The organism is Pseudomonas sp. WS 5027, assembly GCF_012985695.1.
GTDB lineage: Bacteria > Pseudomonadota > Gammaproteobacteria > Pseudomonadales > Pseudomonadaceae > Aquipseudomonas > Aquipseudomonas hygromyciniae.
In genome coordinates this window covers 142,028-166,892 of the sequence record NZ_JAAQWU010000007.1, presented here as the reverse complement: position 1 = coordinate 166,892, position 24,865 = coordinate 142,028, and the positions used below count along the sequence as shown (strand labels likewise).

The 24,865-nt window shown below is 61.1% G+C and carries 24 protein-coding genes and 1 pseudogene; 18 read left to right on the top strand and 7 right to left on the bottom strand.

What is annotated here, in order from left to right; translation table 11 throughout:
• Positions 1-10: 10 nt before the first annotated feature.
• From HBO09_RS11455 to HBO09_RS11445, 3 genes are all read right to left on the bottom strand, one after another.
• Entirely contained in the window at positions 11-769 is a 759-nt protein-coding gene (locus HBO09_RS11455; protein WP_169997295.1) for a GntR family transcriptional regulator, read from the bottom strand.
• 262 nt (positions 770-1,031) lie between these two features.
• On the bottom strand, positions 1,032-1,535 hold the full coding sequence (locus HBO09_RS11450; RefSeq protein ID WP_169997297.1) for a L,D-transpeptidase family protein: 504 nt from the start codon (positions 1,533-1,535) through the stop codon (positions 1,032-1,034).
• 23 nt (positions 1,536-1,558) lie between these two features.
• Positions 1,559-2,107, bottom strand: coding sequence for an NUDIX hydrolase (locus HBO09_RS11445; RefSeq protein WP_169997299.1), 549 nt, complete (start codon positions 2,105-2,107; stop codon positions 1,559-1,561).
• A 146-nt stretch (positions 2,108-2,253) separates the two neighbouring features.
• Between HBO09_RS11445 and HBO09_RS11440 the strand changes: the two genes are divergently transcribed.
• The 5 genes from HBO09_RS11440 to purT all read left to right on the top strand — a co-directional run bounded on the left by HBO09_RS11440 (position 2,254) and on the right by purT (position 5,589).
• The gene (locus HBO09_RS11440; RefSeq protein ID WP_169997301.1) at positions 2,254-2,856 is read left to right on the top strand and encodes a CoA pyrophosphatase; all 603 of its coding nucleotides are present in this window, start codon (positions 2,254-2,256) and stop codon (positions 2,854-2,856) included.
• A gap of 35 nt (positions 2,857-2,891) precedes the next feature.
• Positions 2,892-3,416 (top strand): gamma carbonic anhydrase family protein, encoded by a 525-nt coding sequence (locus tag HBO09_RS11435; RefSeq protein ID WP_104911692.1) that lies wholly within the window; start codon positions 2,892-2,894, stop codon positions 3,414-3,416.
• A complete protein-coding gene (locus HBO09_RS11430; RefSeq protein ID WP_169997303.1) occupies positions 3,413-3,628 on the top strand; it encodes a DUF1289 domain-containing protein in 216 nt (71 codons plus the stop codon). The genes HBO09_RS11435 and HBO09_RS11430 overlap by 4 nt, the downstream gene beginning before the upstream one ends.
• Before the next feature lie 241 nt (positions 3,629-3,869).
• A complete protein-coding gene (locus tag HBO09_RS11425) occupies positions 3,870-4,337 on the top strand; it encodes a VUT family protein (RefSeq protein WP_029296170.1) in 468 nt (155 codons plus the stop codon).
• 70 nt (positions 4,338-4,407) lie between these two features.
• A complete protein-coding gene (gene purT / locus HBO09_RS11420; protein ID WP_029296172.1) occupies positions 4,408-5,589 on the top strand; it encodes a formate-dependent phosphoribosylglycinamide formyltransferase in 1,182 nt (393 codons plus the stop codon).
• A 79-nt stretch (positions 5,590-5,668) separates the two neighbouring features.
• On the opposite strand, the gene HBO09_RS11415 is transcribed toward purT, so the two are convergent.
• The 3 genes from HBO09_RS11415 to ccsA all read right to left on the bottom strand — a co-directional run bounded on the left by HBO09_RS11415 (position 5,669) and on the right by ccsA (position 9,381).
• A complete protein-coding gene (locus HBO09_RS11415) occupies positions 5,669-6,979 on the bottom strand; it encodes an MFS transporter (protein WP_169997305.1) in 1,311 nt (436 codons plus the stop codon).
• A 347-nt stretch (positions 6,980-7,326) separates the two neighbouring features.
• The gene (locus HBO09_RS11410) at positions 7,327-8,565 is read right to left on the bottom strand and encodes a transporter associated domain-containing protein (RefSeq protein WP_169997307.1); all 1,239 of its coding nucleotides are present in this window, start codon (positions 8,563-8,565) and stop codon (positions 7,327-7,329) included.
• A 12-nt stretch (positions 8,566-8,577) separates the two neighbouring features.
• Positions 8,578-9,381, bottom strand: a complete 804-nt coding sequence (gene ccsA / locus HBO09_RS11405) for a cytochrome c biogenesis protein CcsA (RefSeq protein ID WP_169997309.1) — start codon at positions 9,379-9,381, stop codon at positions 8,578-8,580.
• Positions 9,382-9,624: 243 nt separating this feature from the next.
• Between ccsA and ffh the strand changes: the two genes are divergently transcribed.
• From ffh to HBO09_RS11345, 12 genes and pseudogenes are all read left to right on the top strand, one after another.
• Positions 9,625-11,001 (top strand): signal recognition particle protein, encoded by a 1,377-nt coding sequence (gene ffh, locus HBO09_RS11400; RefSeq protein WP_076962110.1) that lies wholly within the window; start codon positions 9,625-9,627, stop codon positions 10,999-11,001.
• A 250-nt stretch (positions 11,002-11,251) separates the two neighbouring features.
• Positions 11,252-11,503 (top strand): 30S ribosomal protein S16, encoded by a 252-nt coding sequence (gene rpsP / locus HBO09_RS11395; RefSeq protein ID WP_003175899.1) that lies wholly within the window; start codon positions 11,252-11,254, stop codon positions 11,501-11,503.
• A 5-nt stretch (positions 11,504-11,508) separates the two neighbouring features.
• Positions 11,509-12,045, top strand: coding sequence for a ribosome maturation factor RimM (gene rimM / locus HBO09_RS11390; protein WP_010565276.1), 537 nt, complete (start codon positions 11,509-11,511; stop codon positions 12,043-12,045).
• The gene (gene trmD / locus HBO09_RS11385; protein ID WP_169997312.1) at positions 12,027-12,800 is read left to right on the top strand and encodes a tRNA (guanosine(37)-N1)-methyltransferase TrmD; all 774 of its coding nucleotides are present in this window, start codon (positions 12,027-12,029) and stop codon (positions 12,798-12,800) included. The genes rimM and trmD overlap by 19 nt, the downstream gene beginning before the upstream one ends.
• Positions 12,801-12,845: 45 nt before the next feature.
• A complete protein-coding gene (rplS, locus tag HBO09_RS11380) occupies positions 12,846-13,196 on the top strand; it encodes a 50S ribosomal protein L19 (protein WP_003175895.1) in 351 nt (116 codons plus the stop codon).
• A gap of 82 nt (positions 13,197-13,278) precedes the next feature.
• Positions 13,279-13,692, top strand: coding sequence for an acyl-CoA thioesterase (locus HBO09_RS11375; RefSeq protein ID WP_169997314.1), 414 nt, complete (start codon positions 13,279-13,281; stop codon positions 13,690-13,692).
• A 124-nt stretch (positions 13,693-13,816) separates the two neighbouring features.
• Positions 13,817-14,713 carry a site-specific tyrosine recombinase XerD gene (xerD, locus tag HBO09_RS11370; RefSeq protein ID WP_169997316.1) on the top strand — a complete coding sequence of 299 codons (897 nt, stop codon included), beginning with the start codon at positions 13,817-13,819 and terminating at the stop codon, positions 14,711-14,713.
• 141 nt (positions 14,714-14,854) lie between these two features.
• On the top strand, positions 14,855-15,586 hold the full coding sequence (gene dsbC / locus HBO09_RS11365; RefSeq protein WP_169997318.1) for a bifunctional protein-disulfide isomerase/oxidoreductase DsbC: 732 nt from the start codon (positions 14,855-14,857) through the stop codon (positions 15,584-15,586).
• Between the two features lie 127 nt (positions 15,587-15,713).
• A complete protein-coding gene (locus HBO09_RS11360) occupies positions 15,714-17,018 on the top strand; it encodes a homoserine dehydrogenase (RefSeq protein ID WP_169997320.1) in 1,305 nt (434 codons plus the stop codon).
• A gap of 66 nt (positions 17,019-17,084) precedes the next feature.
• The gene (gene thrC / locus HBO09_RS11355; RefSeq protein WP_169997322.1) at positions 17,085-18,494 is read left to right on the top strand and encodes a threonine synthase; all 1,410 of its coding nucleotides are present in this window, start codon (positions 17,085-17,087) and stop codon (positions 18,492-18,494) included.
• Positions 18,495-18,670: 176 nt separating this feature from the next.
• A pseudogene (locus tag HBO09_RS11350) lies at positions 18,671-22,219 on the top strand (transporter substrate-binding domain-containing protein).
• 72 nt (positions 22,220-22,291) lie between these two features.
• Positions 22,292-23,521, top strand: coding sequence for an EAL domain-containing response regulator (locus HBO09_RS11345; RefSeq protein ID WP_169997324.1), 1,230 nt, complete (start codon positions 22,292-22,294; stop codon positions 23,519-23,521).
• 46 nt (positions 23,522-23,567) lie between these two features.
• Here HBO09_RS11345 and HBO09_RS11340 read toward each other — a convergent pair whose 3' ends face one another.
• Positions 23,568-24,230, bottom strand: coding sequence for a response regulator transcription factor (locus tag HBO09_RS11340; protein ID WP_169997326.1), 663 nt, complete (start codon positions 24,228-24,230; stop codon positions 23,568-23,570).
• A gap of 206 nt (positions 24,231-24,436) precedes the next feature.
• Here HBO09_RS11340 and HBO09_RS11335 point away from each other — a divergent pair, with 206 nt between their 5' ends.
• Positions 24,437-24,721, top strand: coding sequence for a DUF3509 domain-containing protein (locus tag HBO09_RS11335; protein WP_169997328.1), 285 nt, complete (start codon positions 24,437-24,439; stop codon positions 24,719-24,721).
• The last annotated feature ends 144 nt before the right edge of the window (positions 24,722-24,865 follow it).

The following is a 24,865-nucleotide window of genomic DNA, read 5'->3' as shown; positions in this document are numbered from 1 at the left end:
GGGCAGTTCTCTAGGGCCGCAGTTCAGCGGCAAAGTCATAGCGCCGCAGCTCGGCGACGAAGTCGTAGTAGTCGTTGCGGCAGTAGGTGTCGGTGATCTCGATTGGCGTGTTATCAGCGGTGTAGCCGACCCGGGTCATCAGCAGCATGGCGGTGCCGGGGGCGATGCCCACCAGGGCGGCGAACTCATCCGAGGCGTTGATGGCCTGGATGTGTTGCAGGGCCCGCACCACCGGTTTGCCGATGCCTTCCAGGTATTCGTAGAGCGAGCTGCCAATGGCCTGGGGCTTTGGAATGATCGAGGCGGGCAGGGCGCTCATCTCGATCGCCATGACGGTGTCATCGGCTTTGCGCAGGCGCTTGAGGCGCGCCACTTTGTCGGTGGGCGACAGGCACAGGCGAATCAGTTCCTCATGGGTCGGCGGGGTGATTTCCCGCTCCAGCCACTGGGAGCCGGGGACAAAGCCCTTGAGCCGCAGCATCTCGCTGAACCCCGACAGGCGCGACAGTGGCTGTTCCAGGCGTGGCGTAATAAACGTGCCAGAGCCCTGGCTACGGCGGATCAGGCCTTGGGCAAACAACACTTCCAGGGCTTTACGGGCGGTGACTCGGGAAATACTCAACTGCTCGCTGAGCACGCGCTCCGAAGGCAAGGCCTGCTCGGATTTCCACTGGCCAGCATGGATGGCGGCTTCGAGGTTGCGGGCCAGTTGCAGATACAGCGGCGTGGATTGTCGGTCGTCAGGACGCAGGGTCTGGATGGGATTCATCTGTAGGGTTTCCGATGCGTTATTGGAGTGTTGTCGCCCGGTAATGGCCGGAAATTAATACCACTTAAATACCATGTCAATGCCGCCAAAAGCGTGCGCATGGCTGTTTACAGGCACCTTAAAGGTGCCTGGCATCAAGTGGTATTAGAGAGGTCTTTATGGCGCGCAGAAAGACGCAGCCCCTGGCAGTGAAATGGTATTCACCGGCAGGGGCTGTGGGGGAGACAGGTTTTTTTTTGAATTATTTTACGAACGGTACAGGTTACGGACGGATCTCGATCATCGTGCCGTCCTTGACCAGGTTCCACACTTCGCGCATGTCGACATTGCGCATGCCGATGCAGCCGTCGGTCCAGTCCAGGGTGTGGAACCACTGTTCGGGGTATTCCTCACTGTCTGGCGTGCCGTGGATCATGATCATGCTGCCGGGCTTGACCCCTTCGCGGCGCGCGCGGGCGGCGTCGCTGATATTGGGGTAGGAGATGTGCATGGACAGGTTGAAGCGGTCGCTGGTCTTGCGCCAGTCGATCCAGTAGAAGCCTTCCGGCGTGCGGCGGTCGCCTTCGATCAGCTTGTGGCCCTTGGGGTTCTTGCCCAGGGAAATCCGGTAGGTCTTCAGCGGCTTGCCGTCGTTGATCAATTGCAACTGGTGCGCGGATTTGAGCACCAGGATTTTCTCTACGGTTTTACCGCCCAGGGTTTGCAGGGTGGTGGCTGACGACAGCGTAGCGAACGACAGGCAGAGCAGGGCAAGCAACCAACGCATTGAAACGATATCCGTATAAAGGCTTATTGCGCCGGTTGAGTCAGGGGTGGCACCGATTCGCTGCGCACGGGGAACACCTGTTGCCGACGGTCAGCGAAAAAGCATTCTAAGGTACGCCTGACCGTGCGGAAAGCCAGCTCGGACCAAGGGATATCGGCTTCGTCGAACAGCCTGACTTCCAGGCTCTCGGGGCCGGCGGCAAAGTCCAGGTCGATCAGTTCGGCGCGGTAGAAGATATGCACCTGGCTGATGTGCGGTACATCGATCAACGTGTAGATGCTCAGGTTGCGCACCCTGGCGCAGGCTTCCTCGAGGGTTTCGCGCACGGCGCCCTGTTCGACGGTCTCGCCGTTTTCCATAAAGCCTGCAGGCAGGGTCCAGAAGCCCAGGCGCGGCTCGATGGCCCGTCGGCACAGCAGCACCTGGTTGCCCCAGACGGGCAGGGTGCCGGCGACGATATTGGGATTTTGGTAGTGAATGGTCTGACAGTGGTCACACACATAACGCAGGCGTGCATCGCCTTCGGGAATGCGCTGGGTGACCGGTTTACCGCACTGGCTGCAGAAATTCATGCTTGGGTTCCTGGGGACTGCGCCTATCTTGGCGTGCAGGGCAGTGGCCTGCAAGTTGTCGTTTAGCGACACCGCCGGGGTTTTGGGGTTGGGCGCCCGTACGCTTTGGTGCATGATGCAAGGTAGTCAACAGATCGAGATGACTCATGCTGGACGAGCTACTTCGCCGGGTAAGCAATCACACGCCACGCACGCTGGAAACTGACGCACGTTTCCCCGAGGCCGCCGTGCTGGTGCCGATTACCCGTAGTGACGAACCCGAGCTGATCCTGACCCTGCGTGCCAGCGGGCTATCGACCCATGGCGGTGAAGTGGCCTTTCCGGGTGGGCGCCGCGACCCGGAAGACCCGGACCTGGTGTTCACCGCCCTGCGCGAGGCCGAAGAAGAAATCGGCCTGCCGCCGGGCCTGGTGGAAGTGATCGGCCCCTTGAGCCCACTGATCTCCCTGCACGGCATCCGCGTGACGCCGTATGTGGGGGTGATTCCCGATTATGTCGAGTACCTGGCCAACGATGCCGAGATTGCTGCGGTATTCAGCGTGCCCCTGGAGTTTTTCCGCCAGGACCCGCGCGAGCACACCCATCGCATTGATTACCAGGGCCGCAGTTGGTATGTGCCCAGCTATCGGTTTGGTGAATACAAGATCTGGGGGCTGACGGCGATCATGATCGTCGAGTTGATCAACCTGCTCTATGACGATGCCGACATCAGCCTGCACCGTCCGCCGAAAAGCTTCATCAATACCTAAGCCATCGTTTGAATGGCAAGCTGTGAGGGAAGACCATGAAATACCGCCTGGGCGATGCCCGCGTCGAGACCCATCCACACAGCTGGGTGGCGCCCAATGCCACGCTGGTGGGTAAGGTCAAGCTGGAAGAGGGGGCCAACGTCTGGTTCAACGCGGTGTTGCGTGGCGACAACGAACTGATCCTGATCGGCAAGAACAGCAACGTGCAGGACGGCAGCGTGATGCACACCGACATGGGCTACCCCCTGACCCTGGGCACCGGTGTGACGGTTGGGCATAACGCCATGCTGCATGGCTGCACCGTCGGCGACTACAGCCTGATTGGCATCAATGCGGTGATCCTCAACGGTGCCAAGATCGGCCGGCATTGCATCATCGGCGCCAACTCGTTGATCGGCGAGGGCAAGGAAATCCCCGATGGCTCGCTGGTGATGGGCTCGCCCGGCAAAGTCGTGCGGGAGCTGACCGAGCAGCAGAAAAGAATGCTGGAGGCCAGTGCTGCGCACTATGTGCATAACTCCCAGCGCTATGCCCGCGATCTGGTCGAGCAGTCAGAATGAGCCCGGTTGAACGCCCAGTAGCCTCGCCCTGTGTGAGTATTTGTGCGCTGGATGACGACGATATCTGCACGGGTTGCCAGCGCAATGTCGATGAAATCACGCGTTGGAGCCGCATGGACAATGCCGAGCGCCGGGTGGTGCTAGGGCTGTGTCATGAGCGGGCGAAGGCCAGTGGGGTGTTGTGGATGATTCCCGGTAAATCCGGCACCTGATGGTTTTCTGTGGCGAGCGAGCTTGCCCGCGCTGGGCTGCGCAGCAGCCCCAATAGGACTTCCATGGACTTTCAGGTAAACCGCGGCGCCTGTTTTAGGGCTGCTACGCAGCCCAGCGCGGGCGATGCGGCGTTCCGACAAGCCCGCTCGCCACAATAGGTCCAGTGGTCACAACAGGCCCGCTCGCCACAGGGTTTCTGGTGCAGTACCCTGTGCGCATTGCCCACAGGTCCCTCGCCCCATGCTCTTCCTGATCGCCTATATCAGCAGCGTCGTGCTGATCAACTTCGCCTTTTCCACCGCTCCGCACCTGGATGTCATCTGGTCCGCCTGGGGTGGCCTGGTGTTTATCCTGCGCGACATGGTGCAAACCCGCTTCGGCCACGGGGCGATCATCGCCATGCTCGCGGCGCTGGTGCTGTCCTATATCACCTCCGATCCTTCTATCGCCTTGGCCAGCGCCACGGCGTTCGCGGTGTCCGAGTGTATCGACTGGCTGGTCTTCAGTATCACCAAGCGCCCGTTGCACGACCGGCTGTGGATCAGTTCGGCGCTGAGTATTCCCCTCGATACCTTTATCTTTTTTGGCCTGATCGGCGCGTTGACGCCCGCGGTGGTCGGCACCGCCCTGGCCTCGAAATTTGCCGGGGTCACCGTGGTGTGGCTGGCCATGGCCTGGCGTTTGCGTCGCCAGCGTGTCGCCAACTGAGGCCAATGCCGGCCGTTCATGTAAAATGCCGGCCTTTCTCCCCCCTGATCCGCTCCCCTGAGGACCTGAGATGACCCGAATCGGAACTCCATTGTCGCCAACCGCGACCCGCGTATTGATGTGTGGCTGCGGTGAGCTGGGCAAGGAAGTGGTAATCGAGCTGCAACGCCTGGGCGTTGAAGTGATTGCCGTGGATCGCTACGCCAACGCGCCGGCGATGCAGGTGGCGCATCGCAGCCATGTGATCAACATGCTCGACGGCGCGGCCCTGCGTGCGGTGATCGAAGCGGAAAAGCCGCATTTCATCGTCCCGGAAATCGAAGCCATCGCCACCGGCACCCTGGTGGAGCTGGAAGCTGAAGGCTTCACCGTGATCCCCACCGCCCGTGCGGCGCTGCTGACCATGAACCGCGAGGGCATCCGCCGCCTGGCCGCTGAAGAGCTGGACCTGCCGACCTCGCCGTATCACTTTGCCGACACCGTCGAAGACTACCGCAAGGCCGTCGAAGATCTTGGCTTCCCATGTGTGGTCAAGCCGGTGATGAGTTCGTCAGGCAAGGGCCAGAGCCTGTTGCGCAGTGCCGATGATGTGCAAAAAGCCTGGGACTACGCCCAGGAAGGCGGTCGCGCCGGTAAGGGCCGGGTGATCATCGAAGGCTTTATCGACTTTGATTACGAAATCACCCTGCTGACCGTGCGTCACGTCGGTGGCACCACCTTCTGCGCGCCAGTGGGCCACCGTCAGGAGAAGGGCGACTACCAGGAGTCCTGGCAGCCACAGGCCATGAGCCCGGCGGCCCTGGCTGAATCCGAACGCGTCGCCAAAGCCGTGACCGAGGCCCTGGGTGGTCGTGGCCTGTTTGGTGTCGAGCTGTTTATCAAGGGCGATCAGGTGTGGTTCAGCGAAGTCTCGCCGCGCCCCCACGACACTGGTCTGGTGACCTTGATTTCCCAGGACTTGTCGCAGTTTGCCCTGCATGCACGGGCGATTCTGGGCTTGCCGATTCCGTTGATCCGTCAGTTCGGGCCATCGGCGTCGTCGGTGATCCTGGTGGAAGGGCAGTCGACCCAGACTGCGTTTGCCAACCTCGGTGCAGCCCTCAGCGAGCCGGATACCGCGCTGCGTCTGTTCGGCAAGCCAGAAGTGAATGGCCAGCGCCGTATGGGCGTGGCGTTGGCGCGGGATGAGTCGATCGAGGCTGCCCGGGCCAAGGCGACCCGTGCCTCGCAGGCGGTGGTTGTAGAGCTGTAAAAGCATCGCGGGCAAGCCCGCTCCCACATTTGGAATACATTCCCAATGTGGGAGCGGGCTTGCCCGCGATAGCTGTCTATCAGGCGACGCGATTCAAATCGTTGTCCCGTGTCTCTTTCAGGCACAGCACCGCAATCAAACTCAGCAACGCTGCCGCCGACACATACCCGCCGACATAACTCAGCCCACCCATCGCCACCAGCTTGGTCGCAAAGAACGGTGCGGCCGAAGCCCCGACGATCCCGCCCAGGTTATACGCCGCCGAAGCCCCGGTATAACGCACGCGGGTCGGAAACAATTCTGGCAACAATGCCCCCATCGGCGCAAAGGTCACGCCCATCAGGAACAGCTCCAGGCACAGGAACAACGCCACTGCCCAGGTCGAGCCATGGGTCAGCAACGGTTCCATGGTGAAGCCCGAGAGAATTGCCAGCACCGCACCGACGATCAGCACCGGCTTGCGCCCATAACGGTCACTGGCCAGGGCTGCCAGCGGCGTGGCTGCACCCATGAACAGCACGGCAAAGCACAGCAGGGCGAGGAAGGTTTCGCGGCTGTAGCCCAGGGTGCTCACACCGTAACTCAGGGAAAATGCCGTGGTGATATAGAACAGCGCATAGCACACCACCATCGCTGCGGCGCCCAGCAGTACCTGCAGCCAATGCTGGCTGAACAGCTCCACCAGCGGCACTTTCACCGGTTTTTCCTTGGCCACGGCGTTGGCGAATACCGGGGTTTCGTGCAGTTTCAGGCGTGCATACAGGCCCACCATCACCAGCGCGGCGCTGAGCAGGAACGGAATGCGCCAGCCCCAGCTGCGAAATTGCTCATCGTCCAGGTTCATCGCCAGGATCAGGAACAGCCCATTGGCCGCCAGGAAGCCAATGGAAGGCCCCAACTGCGGGAACATGCCGAACCAGGCGCGCTTGCCCTTGGGGGCGTTCTCGGTGGCCAGCAGGGCGGCGCCGCCCCATTCCCCGCCCAGGCCCAGGCCCTGGCCGAAACGCAGCACACACAACAGGATCGGTGCCCAGGCGCCGATGGTGTCGTAGCCCGGCAGCAAGCCGATCAAGGTGGTGCACACGCCCATCAGCAGCAACGAGGCCACTAGCGTCGATTTACGCCCGATGCGGTCACCGAAATGGCCGAACAGCGCCGAGCCCAATGGCCGGGCGATAAACGCGATGCCGAAGGTCAGGAACGCCGCCAACATCTGTGCGGTGCCGGAGCTCTGCGGGAAAAACACCGGGCCGATCACCAGCGCGGCGGCCGTGGCGTAGATATAGAAGTCGTAGAACTCGATGGCCGTGCCGATGATGCTCGCGGTCGCGACGCGGCTGGTCGAGTTGGTCGGGGCGGCGGGAGCGGCCTCGTTATAGGTGGTACTCATTGAGGTATCCCTGATGGTCATTGCGCCTTTGGCGCGGATTATTATTGGTCTTGCACCCATGGATCAGGGCAGTGCGCGGAGTCGACTCGGGATGGGAGCGAGTACCGGTCAGACACGATAAAGCGGTGCCTGGACACGCTCAGTGCGGATAGCACGCGGTCGGGCGGGGCTTGGGTAAGCGGGATCGATTATAGGAAGGCGCGCGCGGATACAACAAGAGGTGCGAATGCAGGAGATCAAATGTGGGAACGGGCTTGCCCGTGATGCGGGCGCCTTGGTGTATCAGTGATACCGAGGTGATGCTATCGCGAGCAAGCCCGCTCCCACACAAGCCCATCCACGGTGAGTCAGGTGGCAATCGGCGCCGAGCCGATATGCCAGATCAATACCTTGCTCACCCGGTTGTCCTCGGTTTCGAGGATTTCCAGGCGATAACGGCCGATCTTCACGCAAACTGCGCAATCGGGAATGGTCTCCAGCGCTTCGGTCACCAGGCCATTGAGAGTCTTGGGGCCATCGCTGGGCAGGTGCCAGCCCAGGTATTTGTTGAGTTCGCGAATCGACACCGCGCCGTCGATCACATAGCGGCCATCTGGCTGCGGCTGGATCAGGGGGTTGTCCAGGCTCTGTTCGCTTTCGAATTCGCCGACGATCTCTTCCAGGATGTCTTCCAGGGTGACGATGCCCAGCACTTCGCCATATTCGTCCACGACCATGCCCAGGCGCCGTTGCTGCTTGTGGAAGTTCAGCAACTGCAACTGCAGCGGTGTGCTTTCCGGGACGAAGTACGGCTCATGGCAGGCCGCGAGCAGGGCATCCTTGGTCAGGCTGGCATCGGGCAGCAGATGCTGGATCTGCCGGGTGTTGAGCACCGCCTCGACCTGGTTGATATCGCTGTGGAACACCGGCAGGCGGGTGCGCCGGGAGATGCGTAGTTGTTCGATGATCTGCTCGATAGGGTCATCGAGGTTGATGCCATCCACTTCACTGCGTGGCACCAGGATGTCATTGACGGTGATGTTGTCCAGGGCGTGGATGCCCGGCATGGTCGGCGTACGGTCGTCGCCCGCGTCCGCAGCCTGTTCGTCTGGGTGCTCGGGCTGTGGTTCGTCGCTTTTTTTCACCACCCCGGACTTGCGTGCGAAAGGGCGCAGCAACAGCAGGCTGGCGGCATTGAGCACCCAGGCCAGGGGAAAGAGGATCTTCAGCGGCACCCCCAGCAGCGTATTGCCAAACCCCAACACCGCTTGCGGATGGCGGGTGGCCAGGGTGCGGGGCAGGTAGTCGGCCAGTACCAGCAACAGCGCGCTGGAGATCAGCCAGCCGAGCCAGGGACCGTTTTCTGCCCAGGCATGGATCGCCAGCAGGGTGCAGAGAATCACTACCACCGCGCGGCACAGGGTGTTGCACAGGATCAGGCTGTTGCGCGGGAAGCTGAGGCGGGCAGCGGCCTTGTCGCCCTGGCGTGTACCAGGGCGCAGGGCCAGCAAATGGTGCTGGGCGGCTTCGATGGCGGTAAACAGCGCCGACCACAACACCAGCAGCGCGACTACCGCGAGCATTGGCTCAAGGGGCAAGTTGTCCATGATCGTTGCCCGTCAGATATGCAGGATGAATTCGCGAACCAGCTTGCTGCCGAAATACGCCAGCATCAGCAGGCAGAAACCGGCAAGGGTCCAGCGGATCGCCTTGTGCCCACGCCAGCCCAGGCGATTACGGCCCCACAGCAGGACGCTGAACACCACCCAGGCCAGGCACGCCAGCAGGGTCTTGTGGACCAGGTGCTGGGCGAACAGGTTTTCGACGAACAGCCAACCGGAAATCAGCGACAGCGACAGCAGCGTCCAGCCGGCCCAGAGGAAGCCGAACAACAGGCTTTCCATGGTCTGCAGCGGCGGGAAGTTCTTGATCAGCCCGGAAGGGTGCTTGTGCTTGAGCTGGTGATCTTGCAGGAGCAGCAGCAAAGCCTGGAACACGGCGATGGTAAACATGCCGTAGGCGAGGATCGACAACAGGATATGGGCAAGGATGCCCGGCTCCTCATCGATCACCTGCACGGTGCCGGTGGGGGCGAATTGCGCCAGCAGCACCGTCAACATCCCCAGGGGGAAGAGCAGCAGCAGCAGGTTTTCCACCGGGATCCGCGCGCAGGCCAGCAGCGTCAAGGCAATGACCGCAGCGGCAATCAGACTGGCGGCGCTGAAAAAGTCCAAGCCCAGGCCCACCGGCGTCATCAGGTGGGTGAACAGGCTGGCAGCGTGGGCCAGCAAGGCGAACACGCCGAGGCCGGCCAGCAGGCGTTTGTCCGCCTTGGCGCGTTGGGCCAGGCGGGTGCCCTGATAGAGGGTCGCAGCGGCATACAACAGTGCGGCGGCGAGACTGGGTAGCAAACTGGGTGACAAAGGGAGCATAAATCCTGTTAGGCAAGCCCGAAAGCCGATGAGTTTGGCACACACCTGCGTTCCACGAAAGACCACCGGGCCAGACAGCGGGTGTGCATGGCGGCAGTCTTCGCTATAATCCGCGACCTGCCCACGCCGCAGGCTCGCCAAGCGCTGTTTTTAATAGCGATTTATCACAGCCTGGGCCGCCATTACCTCGGTCTACCAATGCATTTCGATGAATAGGGCCTGAAAGGATCGCGCATGTTTGAAAATCTGACTGACCGTCTCTCGCAGACGCTGCGCCATGTCACCGGCAAGGCCAAGCTGACCGAGGACAATATTAAAGACACCCTGCGCGAAGTGCGCATGGCGTTGCTGGAAGCCGACGTTGCCTTGCCTGTGGTCAAGGATTTCGTCAACTCGGTCAAAGAGCGGGCGGTCGGCACTGAAGTGTCCCGCAGCCTGACGCCGGGCCAGGCCTTTGTGAAGGTCGTCCAGGCCGAACTCGAAAGCCTGATGGGCGCGGCCAACGAAGACCTGAACCTCAGCGCCGTGCCACCGGCCGTTGTGCTGATGGCCGGTTTGCAGGGTGCGGGTAAGACCACCACCGCTGCCAAACTGGCGCGCTTCCTTAAAGAGCGCAAGAAAAAGTCCGTGATGGTGGTATCGGCCGACGTATACCGTCCGGCCGCGATCAAGCAGCTGGAAATGCTCGCCGGTGAAGTCGGCGTGACATTCTTCCCGTCCGACCTGAGCCAGAAGCCGGTCGACATCGCCAACGCTGCCATTAAAGAAGCCAAGCTCAAGTTCATCGACGTGGTGATCGTCGATACCGCCGGTCGCCTGCACATCGATGAAGAGATGATGGGCGAGATCAAGGCGCTGCATGCCGCGATCAATCCGGTCGAAACGCTGTTTGTGGTCGACGCCATGACCGGCCAGGATGCGGCCAACACCGCCAAGGCCTTTGGTGATGCACTGCCGCTGACCGGCGTGATCCTGACCAAGGTCGACGGTGATGCTCGTGGCGGTGCCGCACTGTCGGTACGCGCAATCACCGGCAAACCGATCAAGTTCATCGGTATGGGCGAGAAGACCGAAGCGCTCGAGCCGTTCCACCCTGAGCGTATCGCCTCGCGTATCCTTGGCATGGGCGACGTGCTCAGCCTGATCGAACAGGCCGAACAGACCCTCGACAAGGACAAGGCCGACAAACTGGCCAAGAAGCTGAAGAAGGGCAAGGGCTTCGACCTCGAAGACTTCCGCGACCAGCTGCAACAGATGAAGAACATGGGCGGCCTCGGCGGCCTGATGGACAAACTGCCGAACATCGGCGGTGTGAACCTGGCGCAAATGGGCAATGCCCAGGGCGCGGCAGAGAAGCAGTTCAAGCAGATGGAAGCCATCATCAACTCCATGACCCCGGCCGAGCGCCGCGACCCTGAGCTGATCAGCGGTTCGCGCAAGCGTCGGATCGCCATGGGTTCCGGCACCCAGGTGCAGGACATCGGTCGCTTGATCAAGCAGCACAAGCAGATGCAAAAGATGATGAAGAAATTCTCGGCCAAAGGCGGCATGGCCAAAATGATGCGCGGTATGGGCGGTATGATGCCCGGTCGTGGCATGCCGAAGATGTAAAGAATTCGCGCAAGAGTTCGCTCTTGTGCAGACCCACACGGACGTGGGATCTCCAGCAAACCCGCCGTTGGCGGGAGCTGACTCGCCGTTTTAACCGACGGCTCTATAGCAGATCTGAATGGCACGCGGTCAGGCGCCGGAAAAAGACATTTGCAAAAGTCCGGATATTCCTTAGAATATGCGGCCTTTCGGGCACCCATGCCCGCTGTGCATTTAGATTTGCAGCACCGACTACAGGAACGATGTTCACATGCTAACAATCCGTCTTGCCCTTGGCGGCTCCAAAAAGCGCCCGTTTTACCACTTGACCGTAACCGACAGCCGCAACCCGCGTGACGGTTCGCACAAGGAACAGGTTGGTTTCTTCAACCCTGTTGCTCGTGGTCAAGAAGTTCGTCTGTCCGTGAACCAAGAGCGCGTAGCCTACTGGCTGAGCGTTGGTGCACAGCCTTCCGAGCGTGTTGCCAAGTTGTTGAAGGACTCGGCTAAGGCCGCAGCCTGAGCAATATGAACGCGACGCCAGCTGTTGCTGATGATTTGATCGTTATCGGCAAGATTTACTCTGTTCATGGCGTTCGCGGCGAAGTGAAGGTGTATTCCTTTACTGATCCGACTGAAAACCTGTTGCAGTACAAGACCTGGACGCTCAAGCGCGAAGGTAGTGTGAAACAGGTCGAGCTGGTCAGTGGACGCGGGAACGACAAGTTCCTGGTCGCAAAGCTCAAGGGTCTCGATGATCGTGAAGAAGCGCGTCTTCTGGCCGGTTATGAGATCTGCGTGCCGCGCAACCTGTTCCCTGAATTGACCGACGGCGAGTACTACTGGTACCAGCTGGAAGGTCTGAAGGTTATTGATCAACTCGGGCAATTGCTTGGGAAAATCGATCATCTTCTGGAAACCGGCGCCAATGATGTAATGGTGGTCAAGCCTTGCGCTGGCAGCCTGGATGATCGCGAACGCCTGTTGCCCTATACCGAGCAATGTGTGTTGGCCGTCGACCTGGCAGCGGGCGAGATGAAGGTGGAATGGGATGCGGACTTCTAAGCGTGGCTAATTTGCGCATTGAAGTGATCAGTTTGTTTCCCGAGATGTTTTCCGCCATCAGCGAGTACGGCATCACCAGTCGGGCGGTGAAACAAGGGCTCTTGCAGCTCACTTGTTGGAACCCGCGAGACTACACGACGGATCGACATCACACTGTGGACGATCGCCCATTTGGCGGTGGCCCGGGCATGGTGATGAAGATCAAGCCCCTGGAAGACGCCCTGGTTCAGGCCAAGGCAGCAGCAGGGGAGAAGGCGAAGGTAATTTACCTGTCCCCTCAAGGCCGCCAGCTGAAACAGGCTGCGGTACGCGAACTGGCGAATGAGGAAAGCTTGATCCTGATTGCCGGTCGCTATGAAGGCATTGACGAGCGTTTTATTGATGCTCATGTCGATGAAGAGTGGTCGATTGGGGACTATGTCCTGTCTGGCGGTGAGCTGCCGGCGATGGTCCTGATAGATGCGGTTACACGACTGCTGCCTGGAGCTTTAGGGCATGCGGACTCCGCGGAGGAAGATTCCTTCACGGATGGTTTGCTGGATTGCCCGCACTACACCCGACCGGAGGTGTATGCGGATCAGCGTGTTCCCGACGTATTGCTAAGTGGCAATCACGCACACATCCGGCGTTGGCGTTTACAGCAGTCCCTTGGTCGGACCTATGAACGACGCGCCGATCTTCTGGAAAGCCGCTCGCTTTCTGGAGAAGAGAAGAAGCTGCTCGAGGAATACATCCTCGCGCGGGACGATAGTTAACAACGTATCGATGGTAGATCCGACGATTTACCTTAGGAGCACAGCATGACTAACAAAATCATCCTTGCACTCGAAGCAGAGCAGATGACCAAAGAGATCCCTACCTTTGCCCCGGGCGACACTATTGTCGTTCAGGTGAAAGTGAAGGAAGGCGACCGTTCGCGTCTGCAAGCGTTCGAAGGCGTAGTAATCGCCAAGCGTAACCGTGGTGTGAACAGTGCTTTCACTGTTCGTAAAATCTCCAACGGTGTTGGCGTAGAGCGTACTTTCCAGACCTACAGCCCGCAAATCGACAGCATGGCCGTTAAGCGTCGCGGTGACGTACGTAAAGCCAAGCTGTACTACCTGCGTGACCTGTCCGGTAAAGCAGCTCGCATCAAGGAAAAACTGGCTTAAGTCCAGCTTCCCGATGCAGAAAAAAGCAGCCTACGGGCTGCTTTTTTGTGCCTGAAATTTGTCTATCTGCCGGTATCCAGTCATGACCACCCGCCTTGAAGAAATCCAGCGCCGCACCGACCTGTCCGTTACCCACGTGACCAAGGCCGTGTTCCCACCGACCACCAACCACCACAACACCTTGTTCGGCGGCACAGCGTTGGCGTGGATGGACGAAGTGTCGTTCATCACCGCCACACGTTTCTGCCGCTTGCCGTTGGTGACGGTGTCTACCGACCGTATCGACTTCAACCACGCGATTGCGGCCGGTTCCATCGTTGAGTTGATCGGTCGCGTGATCAAGGTCGGCAACACCAGCCTCAAGGTTGAAGTGGAGGTGTTTGTCGAGAGCATGAGTGCCGATGGTCGTGAAAAGGCGATCCAGGGCGTGTTCAGCTTTGTTGCGATCGATGCCGACAAGCGACCGGTGCCGGTGCTGCCAGGGTTTGTAGACTGACCTGAGACCGAGTCGCCGCTCTCGCAGGCAAGCCAGCTCCCGCATTAGGCATGCATTTCCCTGTGGGAGCTGGCTTGCCTGCGATAGGATCTACCAGACACTGACGTAATCAGCCTGAGTCCCCATGCCCGCCATTGACCATCCCCTGATCGACCGCTTCCTCGACGCCCTCTGGCTGGAAAAAGGCCTGTCGGACAATACGCGCCAGTCCTACCGCAGCGACCTGGCGCTGTTCAATGGCTGGCTATTGGAGAGAAACCTCGAGTTGAGCCATGCCGGGCGCGAGTTGATCCTCGATCACCTGGCCTGGCGCCTTGAACAGAACTACAAGCCGCGCTCCACTGCAAGATTCCTCTCGGGAGTGCGTGGGTTCTATCGCTATTTGCTGCGGGAAAAGCTGATTGCTGTCGACCCGACCCTGCAAGTCGATATGCCGCAACTCGGCAGGCCATTGCCCAAATCCCTGTCGGAAGCCGACGTTGACGCCCTGCTGGCCGCGCCCGACCTGAGCGAGGCCATCGGCCAGCGTGACCGCGCCATGCTGGAGGTCTTGTATGCCTGTGGCCTGCGCGTCACCGAGCTGATCAGCCTGACCCTGGAGCAAGTCAACCTGCGCCAGGGGGTGTTGCGGGTGATGGGCAAGGGCAGCAAGGAGCGCCTCGTGCCCATGGGCGAAGAGGCGATTGTGTGGGTCGAGCGCTACATGCGCGATGCCCGCAGCGAACTGCTGGGCGGGCGCCCCAGTGACGTGCTGTTCCCCAGCCTGCGCGGCGAGCAGATGACCCGCCAGACCTTCTGGCATCGCATCAAGCATCAGGCCCAGGTAGCCGGGATCGGCAAGTCGCTGTCCCCCCACACCCTGCGCCATGCGTTCGCCACTCATCTGCTCAACCATGGCGCGGATTTGCGGGTGGTGCAGATGTTGCTGGGCCATAGCGATCTGTCGACCACACAGATTTACACCCATGTGGCGCGCGCTAGGTTGCAGGACCTGCACGCCAAACATCACCCAAGGGGCTGACAGGCCCCAATTTGGCCGCTGGCGTCTGCCCTGGCGCCCAATTGTGGTAGGCTTTGCCGGTTTGCAACGGGGACGGCCCCGAGCCGTGTTTCCAGATCGGCGTCCTGGCCATCGTCCCTGCATCTGCCTTCAGGAGTTCCCATGCGCTTGACCCAGATTTTTGCCGCCGCAGCCATTGCGTTGGTCTCAACCTTTGCCGTCGCCGATGACGCCGCCGAGAAGACAATCCGTAAGAGTCTGGAAAGCCTCCAACTCGAAACCCCGGTAGAAAGCATCAGTGCCAGCCCCATGGCCGGCCTGTATGAAGTCAAGCTCAAGGGCAGCCGCGTGCTTTACGCCAGCGCCGACGGCCAGTACATCGTCCAGGGCTACCTGTTCCAGTTGAAAGACGGCAAGCCGGTCAACCTCACCGAGAAGGCCGAGCGCCTGGGCGTGTCCAAGCTGATCAACGCCATTCCGGTTGCCGAAACCGTGGTGTACCCGGCCATTGGCGAGACCAAGACCCACATCACCGTGTTCACCGACACCACCTGCCCGTACTGCCACAAATTGCACGCCGAAGTGCCTGAGTTGAACAAGATGGGCGTTGAAGTGCGCTACGTCGCGTTCCCGCGCCAGGGCCTGGGTTCGCCGGGCGACAAGCAGTTGCAAGCGGTCTGGTGTTCGGCTGACAAGAAAGCCGCCATGGACAAGATGGTCGACGGCAAGGACATCAAGGCTGCTGCCTGTGCCAACCCGGTGTCCAAGCAATTCAACCTGGGCCAGTCGATCGGCGTGAACGGTACGCCGGCCATCGTTTTGGCGGACGGCCAGGTCATTCCGGGCTACCAGCCTGCACCACAAATCGCCAAACTGGCGCTGGGTGCCAAATAAACAGTATCGTCGAGCCTTTGACGGTCAGACCCGCCGAGCAGTCGACGGGTCATTAATAGCGAGCCGCAGTTGTGCGGCTGTTTTTCACGGCCGACCTTGAGTCGGCCGTTTCATGGGGAGTTCTTCAGTGAAACCGGTCAAAGTAGGCATCTGTGGGTTAGGGACCGTCGGTGGCGGCACCTTGAACGTACTTCAGCGTAACGCTGAGGAAATTTCCCGCCGTGCAGGGCGTGGGATTGAAGTGGCACAAATTGCCATGCGTACGCCAAAGCCTCAGTACCAAACGACCGGTATTGCGATTACCAACGATGTCTTCGACGTGGCCACCAACCCTGAAATCGATATCGTCATCGAGCTGGTGGGCGGCTACACCGTCGCCCGTGAGCTGGTGCTCAAGGCCATCGAAAACGGCAAGCACGTGGTCACCGCCAACAAGGCGCTGATTGCCGTACACGGCAATGAAATCTTCGCCAAGGCCCGCGAGAAGGGCGTGATTGTTGCGTTCGAAGCGGCGGTGGCCGGCGGTATCCCGGTGATCAAGGCGATCCGTGAAGGCCTGTCGGCCAACCGCATCAACTGGGTAGCCGGCATCATCAACGGCACCGGTAACTTCATCCTTACCGAAATGCGCGAGAAGGGCCGTACCTTCGAAGACGTGCTGGCCGAAGCCCAGGCCCTGGGTTACGCCGAAGCTGACCCGACGTTTGACGTCGAGGGCATCGACGCGGCGCACAAGCTGACCATCCTGGCGTCCATTGCCTTTGGTATTCCGCTGCAGTTCGACAAGGCCTACACCGAAGGCATCACCAAGCTGACCACCGCCGACGTGAACTACGCCGAAGCCCTGGGCTACCGCATCAAGCACCTGGGCGTGGCGCGCAGCACCGCGGCCGGTATCGAATTGCGCGTACACCCGACCCTGATTCCGGCCGATCGCCTGATCGCCAACGTCAATGGCGTGATGAACGCGGTAATGGTCAACGGTGACGCCGCCGGTTCGACCCTGTTCTACGGCGCCGGCGCCGGCATGGAGCCGACCGCTTCGTCGGTGATTGCCGACCTGGTGGACGTGGTCCGTGCCATGACCAGCGACCCGGAAAAGCGCGTGCCGCACCTGGCCTTCCAACCAGACTCGCTGTCGGCGCACCCGATCCTGCCGATCGAAGCCTGCGAAAGCTCCTATTACCTGCGGATCCAGGCCAAGGATCATCCGGGCGTGTTGGCCCAGGTGGCCAGCATCCTCTCGGAACGCGGTATCAACATTGAGTCGATCATGCAGAAGGAAGTCGAAGAACACGACGGCCTGGTGCCCATGATCCTGCTGACCCACCGTGTGCTGGAACAGCACATGAACGATGCCATCGCCGCCCTGGAAGCCTTGCAAGGCGTGGTCGGGCCGGTGGTTCGGATCCGCGTCGAACACCTGAACTAACGATAGGTTGCAGAGGCCCCGCAGGTTCGGCGGCCTCTGTTCAAGAATGTAGTAGAGGAGCCAGTCATGCGTTACATCAGCACCCGCGGCCAGGCACCGGCCCTGAATTTCGAAGACGTCCTGCTCGCAGGCCTCGCCACTGACGGCGGCCTGTACGTACCGGAAAACCTGCCACGCTTCACCCAGGAAGAAATCGCCTCCTGGGCTGGCCTGCCGTATCACGAACTGGCGTTCCGGGTCATGCGCCCGTTCGTCACCGGCAGCATCCCCGATGCCGACTTCAAGAAAATCCTCGAAGAAACCTACGGCGTGTTCTCCCACAGCGCCATTGCCCCGTTGCGCCAACTGAACGGCAACGAATGGGTGCTGGAGCTGTTCCACGGCCCGACCCTGGCGTTCAAGGATTTCGCCCTGCAACTGCTCGGCCGCCTGCTGGACTATGTGCTGGAGAAACGCGGCGAGCGTGTGGTGATCATCGGCGCTACCTCCGGCGATACCGGCTCGGCGGCCATCGAAGGCTGCAAGCACTGCGAAAACGTCGACATTTTCATCCTGCATCCGCACAACCGGGTCTCGGAAGTGCAGCGCCGGCAGATGACCACCATCTTCGGCGAGAACATCCATAACATCGCGGTCGAAGGCAACTTCGATGACTGCCAGGAAATGGTCAAGGCCAGCTTCGCCGACCAGAGCTTCCTCAAGGGCACGCGCCTGGTGGCGGTGAACTCGATCAACTGGGCGCGGATCATGGCCCAGATCGTCTACTACTTCCACGCCTCGCTGCAGCTGGGCGGGCCGGCGCGTTCGGTGTCGTTCTCGGTGCCCACCGGCAACTTCGGCGATATCTTCGCCGGCTACCTGGCGCGCAACATGGGCCTGCCGATCAACCAATTGATCGTCGCCACCAACCGCAACGACATCCTGCACCGCTTCATGAGTGGCAACCAGTACGTCAAGGAAACCCTGCACGCCACACTGTCGCCGTCGATGGACATCATGGTCTCGTCGAACTTCGAGCGTTTGCTGTTCGACATGCACGGTCGCAACGGCGCAGCCCTGGCCGGCCTGATGGACAGCTTCAAGCAGGGTGGCGGTTTCAGCGTCGAACAGGATCGCTGGACCGAAACCCGCAAGCTGTTCGACTCTCTGGCCGTGGACGATGCCCAGACCTGCGAGACCATCGCCGAAGTCTATGCCCAGACCGGCGAACTGCTGGACCCGCACACCGCCATTGGCGTCAAGGCCGCACGCGAATGCCGGCGCAGCCTGGATATCCCGATGGTCATTCTCGGCACGGCCCACCCGGTGAAATTTCCCGAAGCCGTGCAGAAGGCCGGTGTCGGCAAAGCCCTGGAACTGCCACCGCACCTGGCTGACCTGTTCGAGCGGGAAGAGCGTTGCACGGTGCTGCCTAACGACCTGAAAGCCATCCAGGCGTTTGTCAGCCAGCATGGCAATCGTGGGAAGCCGCTCTGAGTCCTGGGGTGCTGCTTGCTTGATAAAAACGGCGCTTGCCCAGAGATGGGGAAGCGCCGTTTTTATTGGGTGGGAATACAGCCACAGGTGGGAGTTGATCCTTGCGCCGTACACTCAATAACAACCAACAAGGAAACCCCACGGTGCGGTTCACGACCCGATGGCGCCAGTGTCTACTGAGCCTGCTTCTGCTCGGCCAACTGCCCGTCAGCCTGGCCGCCGTCAGCCTGCCGTTCAATCTGGTGCCGGCGTTTATCACCCTGCCGCCCATGAACCTGGCGCCAGCCGAACGGCAGTGGCTGGCACAGCATCGCACCTTGAAAGTGGGGATCTCCATCGATGATTACCAACCCATCGATATCACCCGTGATCACAATCGCTACTAGGGCATCAGCGCCGACTACTTGAGCCTGGTGGGTGCGCGCCTCGGCGTGCCCATGCAAGTGATGGGCTTTGCCGAGCGGGCCCAGGCGGTGGAGGCGTTGCGCAGCGGGGCTATTGATATCCTCACCAGTGCCAACGGCTACGAGCGGGATGTGCCCGGCCTGGCCTTTACCCCGGACTATATGCCGGATCGTTCCGTGGTGGTGGTGCGTACTGACGACGCCATGCAAGACGACCTCAAGGACAAGAAAGTCGTGTTGCTTGATGGCTATGCCAACGTCAAGAACGTGCATGCGGCGTACCCGCAAAGCCACATCATGCTCGCCCCCAACCTCTACAGCGGCCTGGAAGCCTTGGCCCAGGGCGATGTGGATGCGTTTATCGGCAATGAAGTGATCGTGCGCGCCTACAAGTCCCTGCGACCTTACCTGAGGATGCAGATCAAGGAGCAGAGCCGCCTGGCGCCGATTGGCTTTGCCTTCGCCACGCGCCAGGCCGACCCCTTGTTGGGCCGGATGATGGACCGCGCACTGCACAGCATCGATGACTCGGTACGCCGCGAAATCCTTGCCCGCTGGACCACCGGGCTGGGAGTGGACGTTGACGGTGAACGTATCCCCCTGACCGCCGTCGAACAGGCCTGGATGCTGCGCCATCCCCAGGTGGTGGTAGCGGCCCAGCAATATTCGCCGTATGTATTCAAGGACAAGGACGGTCGCTGGGTAGGGCTGAATATCGATCTGCTTAATCGCCTGTCGCGCATGACCGGTGTGCAATTTGTTCTCAAGGAAGTGTTTTCCACCGCGCAAACCCTGGAGCTCCTGGAAACCCACGATGCGGATATGAGTACCACCCTGGTGGAAAATACCGAGCGCCGGCGCTTTCTCGATTTCAGCCATGGGTTCGGCGGCGCCGGCTGGGTGTTTGTCGAACGGGTCGATGCGCCGCCGGTGATCAGCCTGAGCCACCTCTCGGGCAGGGTCTTGGCGTTGCCCGCGCGGCATGTGCTGGAGTCCTATATCCGCCGCGAATACCCAGAGGTCCGCCTGCGCCTGGCGCCCAACTACACCGAGGCCCGCGCCCTGGTCGCCCGGGGAGACGCCGACGCGACCATCCAGAGTGAAGTGGAGGTGCAAAGTTACCCGACCGATGAGTTGCGGGTCGGTCGCAGTGTCGATGGCAAGTGGTCCAGTGACAGCCTGGCAGTGCGCAAGGACCATCCCGAGTTGCTGAGTATTTTGAACAAGGCCCTGGAGGCCTTGCCGGTGGCCGAACTGAGCGCCCTGCGCTTGCGCTGGATGGGCGCGGTGGCAGTCCCGGTGCCTGCCTGGCAGCGGGTGCCGTCGTGGGCCTACTGGACGGTAGCCACGGCGCTGCTGCTGGTGCTGATGTCGCTGGTCTGGAACAGCCGGCTCAAGCGCCAGATCCGCCAGCGGGTCGAGGCCGAGCGGCGGCTCAATGACCAGTTGGCCTTCAAGCGGGCCTTGCTCGACGGTATCCCCAACCCGGTGTTCGTGCGCGACCTCGCTGGCCGCCTGGTCACCTGCAACAAAAGCTATGAGCAGCAGATGGCTACCCGGCTTGAACAGATTCGCGGCCTGACCCTGCCGCAGAGCGCAATCCTGCCAGCCGCCACGGCCATGCGCCTGCACACCGGGCATATGGAGCAACTGGCCACGCAACAGTCACTGTTTGTCGACCGCCAGTTGGAGTTCAACGGCGGCATCGCCCACATTTATCAATGGACCGTGCCGTTCTATGACGCCCAGGGTCAGTTGCAAGGCTTGCTCGGCGGTTGGGTGGATATCAACGAGCGCAAGGTCCTGGAAACCCAGCTGATGGACGCACGGCGCGCCGCTGATGCAGCGAACTACGCCAAGAGCGCCTTTGTGTCGAACCTCAGCCATGAGATTCGTACACCGATGACGGCGATTATCGGCCTGCTCGAACTGGAGCAGGAGCGCGCCCTGGCCTTGGGCGTGCCCGTCTCCGAGGCGCTGCAGGTGGCCCATCGTTCGGCACGGGAGTTGATTGCCTTGATGGGCGATAGCCTGGACCTGGCGAAGATCGAAGCCGGCCATCTGCAACTGGCGCCACAGACCACCGACCTGAAAGGTTTCTTTGAAGGCATCCAGCGGCTGTTTGAAGCCACCGCACAAAAAAAGGGTTTGCACCTGACCTTGGCTTTCGATCCCCAGGCGCAAGGCTTTTACTGGTTCGACCCGCTGCGCCTGCGCCAGGTCATGCATAACCTGCTGGGCAACGCGCTGAAGTTCACGGAGCACGGGGAGGTGCGCCTGCGCGTGGCCTGCCAGGCCGATGGTGACGGTCACGAATACCTGCACTTGTGCGTCGAAGACACCGGCCCCGGTATCAGCGTTGAACAGCAGGCCCGGGTGTTCAAGCCGTTTATCCAGGGCAGCCCGCTGACAGCCGCCGAACATGGCGGCACCGGGCTAGGCTTGAGCATCTGCCAGCAACTGGTGGACTTGATGGGTGGGCAAATCAGCCTGCACAGCGTCCTGGGCGAAGGCACCACCGTGTGCATCGACCTGCGCCTGGACCGGGTTGGCAGTGACGACGTGCCCGCGCCAGCCGTCGTTGTGCCGGTGCTGGCGGCGAGCCGGGCATTGTCGGTGCTGATTGTCGACGACCTGCCGGCCAACCGCCTGGTGCTGGCCCAGCAGCTGCAATTCCTCGGGCATCAGGTGGTGGCCCTCAATAGTGCCGAGGCGGCATTGCAACGTTGGCGCAGCGAGGCGTTCGACGTGCTGGTGACCGATTGTCATATGCCGGGTATGTCCGGTTATGCCTTGGCCGAGGCCATTCGCCTAATTGAAGCCCAGGAGCAGCGCCCGCGTTGCGCGTTGGTCGGTTGCACCGCCGATGCTCAGGAAGACGAGGGGCAACGCGGCCGGCAGGCGGGTATGGATGTGCTGCTGGTCAAGCCGGTGACCCTGGAGCAATGGACCCAGGTGCTGGCCCGGGTCACGGCCGTGCCTGCCTTCGACCTGCAGGCCCTGCGCAAGATGACCCAGGCCGACGGGCCGATCCTGCAAAGCATGTTGCAGGAACTGGCGAACAACCTTGAGCACGAGCACGGCCTGTTGGGCTGCGCCGTGGCCGAGCACGACCTGGCGCAGTTGCGGGCCAGCCTGCATCGTCTCAAGGGCATCTGTTGCCTGGTGGATGCATTGCCATTGGCCAAGGCCTGCGTCGCCCTTGAAACCAGTGCCCGGGAGCACCGTGACGATGAACTGGCGCAGTGCTGGCAAGCCGTGTCCGTAGCCATGGGGGTGTTGCAGGAGGAAATCCGGCCTTATCTGAAGACGCAAGAATAGGACGCGTCCTATGGGGTCTTGTGCGGGTTTTGGCTAATGTGACCCCTCTTGCACGCAGCCCCAGAGTTTTCCATGCGCTCACTCAACGTCCTGATTCTCGAAGACCATCCGTTCCAGCTCATGGCCCTGCACCAGATGCTCAATGCCAACGGCGTGTTCAACGTACTCACGGCCGACAGCGTCGAGGTCGCCCGCCAGTCGCTGGCGAGCAAGGGCCCGGTGGATATCGCCATCTGCGATTTGTACCTGGAGCATGGCGACTCACTGGGGCTGATCCGCGAAATGGCCGAACAAGGCCAGGCCCAGGTGCTGGTCCTGTTGAGCGACGCCGACCCCGATGTACTGGATGGCGTGGCAAACATGGCGCGCCAGGCGGGGCTCAACGTGCTGGGGTGCATGCCCAAGCCGGCTTCCGCCACTGCCATCGGGCAAATGCTCGACGCGTGCCAGCAACGCTTGCGGCCTAGCCCGCAGGCTTTGTCCTGGGACCGCGTGCGCCAGATGTTGGGGGTGAGTGAGTTCGCAACCGAGCAACTGTGTGCCGAGGCCGGCGAGGCGGCCATCGAGCGTTACGCCAGTGTCTGCTACCAGCCCATCGTCAGTCAGACCGGTGATCTGCAAGGGGTGGAGGCGTTGGCACGCTGGCAAGACCCCGAGCAGGGTCAGTTGATGCCCAGTGAGTTTCTGCCGCTGCTGGAGTTGGCGGGGCTGGAACAGGCTTTTACCTGGTACGTGCTGGAGCAGGTGTTGCGGCTTTGCGCCCAGGTGACCCGGGACACGGGTCGGGAGCTGCCAGTATCGGTCAACATTCCCGGGCGGCTGCTGGAGCAGGAGCACTTCGCGCTCACGCTGCAAGGGCTGTTGCAACGTTTTGCGGTACCCGCGCGCACCCTGACCCTGGAACTGGTGGAAACCTCGCGCCTGAAGACCGACAGCGCCCATGTCACCGGGTTGCTGCGCCTGCGGATGATCGGTTGCAAGCTGTCCATTGGTGACTTCGGCATCGGCGGTACCAGCCTGCAACGTTTGCTGGAGTTGCCCTTCACCGAGTTGAAGATTCCCCCGGCGTTTGCCAGCGGGATGGCCGGTGACGAGCGCAAATGCGCGGTGGTTGCCGGCGCCATGAGCATGGCCCGGCACCTGGGTGTTGGCGTGGTGGTGACCGGGATCGAAACCCCCGCCGACCGTGACGCAGTGCGTGCGCTGGGGTCGGCGTGGCTGCAGGGTTGCCTGATTGCCCATCCGATGAGTGGCCAGGTGCTGCAACACTGGCTGGCGCAATCTGCGGCGATTGCCTTGTAGCCCCTGGCATGCCGGCGATGCAGGGTGTCAGGTAACCCGCCTATCGCTAGGCCAGCCCGTGTTCCTGCACGTAGATGAACAACGCGGCATCACTGATCAGCCCCAGTTTGCGCATGGCACTGACCTTCTGTGCGCTGACGGTCTGCTTGCTGCGATTGAGGTGCGCGGCAATCTCACCTACCGTCTTGCCACTCGCCAGCAGGCGGATCACTTCCAGTTCCCGTGGGGACAGTTGGTGCTGCGAGTGCAGGCGGTCAGCCCCCACAGCGCCCGCCAGGGCCAGCGCCTGTTCAATGGTGCGCGCCACATAGGGCCGCTGCTGGCGCACTTGCTCGATGGCCTCGGGCAGTTCGTCGGCCAGACTGGCCTTGCTCAACAGCCCCATGACCCCCAGTTCCAGGATCGAGTGAAACAGGCCGGCATTATTGAGCATGGTCACCACCACCAGCGGCAGGTCGGGGTAATGCCGGCGCAGGTGCTCGATCAGGCGCAGGCCGTCGGCCTGGGGTTCGGCGGGCATCATGAAGTCGGTGACCAGGACATCGCAGGGGCAGCGTTGCAGGAGGGCGGCAAGGGCCTGGGGCGAGTTGGCCTCTCCGACGATGCGTACCTGCTCATCGCGCTCCAGCACTGCGCGCAAACCGATCAGGAAAATCGGATGATCGTCGGCGATGACTATGCGCAAGGGCTGTTCAGACGCGTCTCTCACGGTGGGCTCCGGCAATAATCAGGGGATTCTAGCCTGTCGGCGGCTGTTTTCTCTCTGTCATATTTGCCATGCATGCTCGATTGACTCAGCTCAAAGCCGAACTTTGTGCTTTGGACGACGGTCATTTACCTGTGGGAGCGAGCTTGTGTCCGGGCGGCGTTCCTACAGTGGTTATTTCTTTTTCTCATGATTGAGTGGTGATCGAGATGGAAAGTATCAGCCTATTGCTCGGTGAAGCGCTGAGCCCTTATCAGGTCACGCTGACTACCTCGGGTGTACACGGCGAGTGCCTGGTGACGGTGAAGAGCCCGACGGGCGCTATCGTGGTTGAACGCGAAGTGGATCGTGGACAATTGACCGACAAGCGCGCCTTGGTGGACGTGGTGGATTGCCTGCACCGCGACCTGAAAATCGCTGAAGGGCGCCTGGAGCCCTCGGTGGTCGCGGCCTTGCGCAACGCCGCCCAGACACGCATCACCGCCCAGGCATGAAGAAAGTTTTATCTTTGGAACCTTCCTACAAGATGGCGAGTCAGACGTTGTAACAGCAGGATCAAGCATTGTGCTCCGGTGCTTGTAGCTTGTTGTACTGGTCTTTGTAGGCCACGTTTAACCCCGAGTTGTCTCCCCACTGCT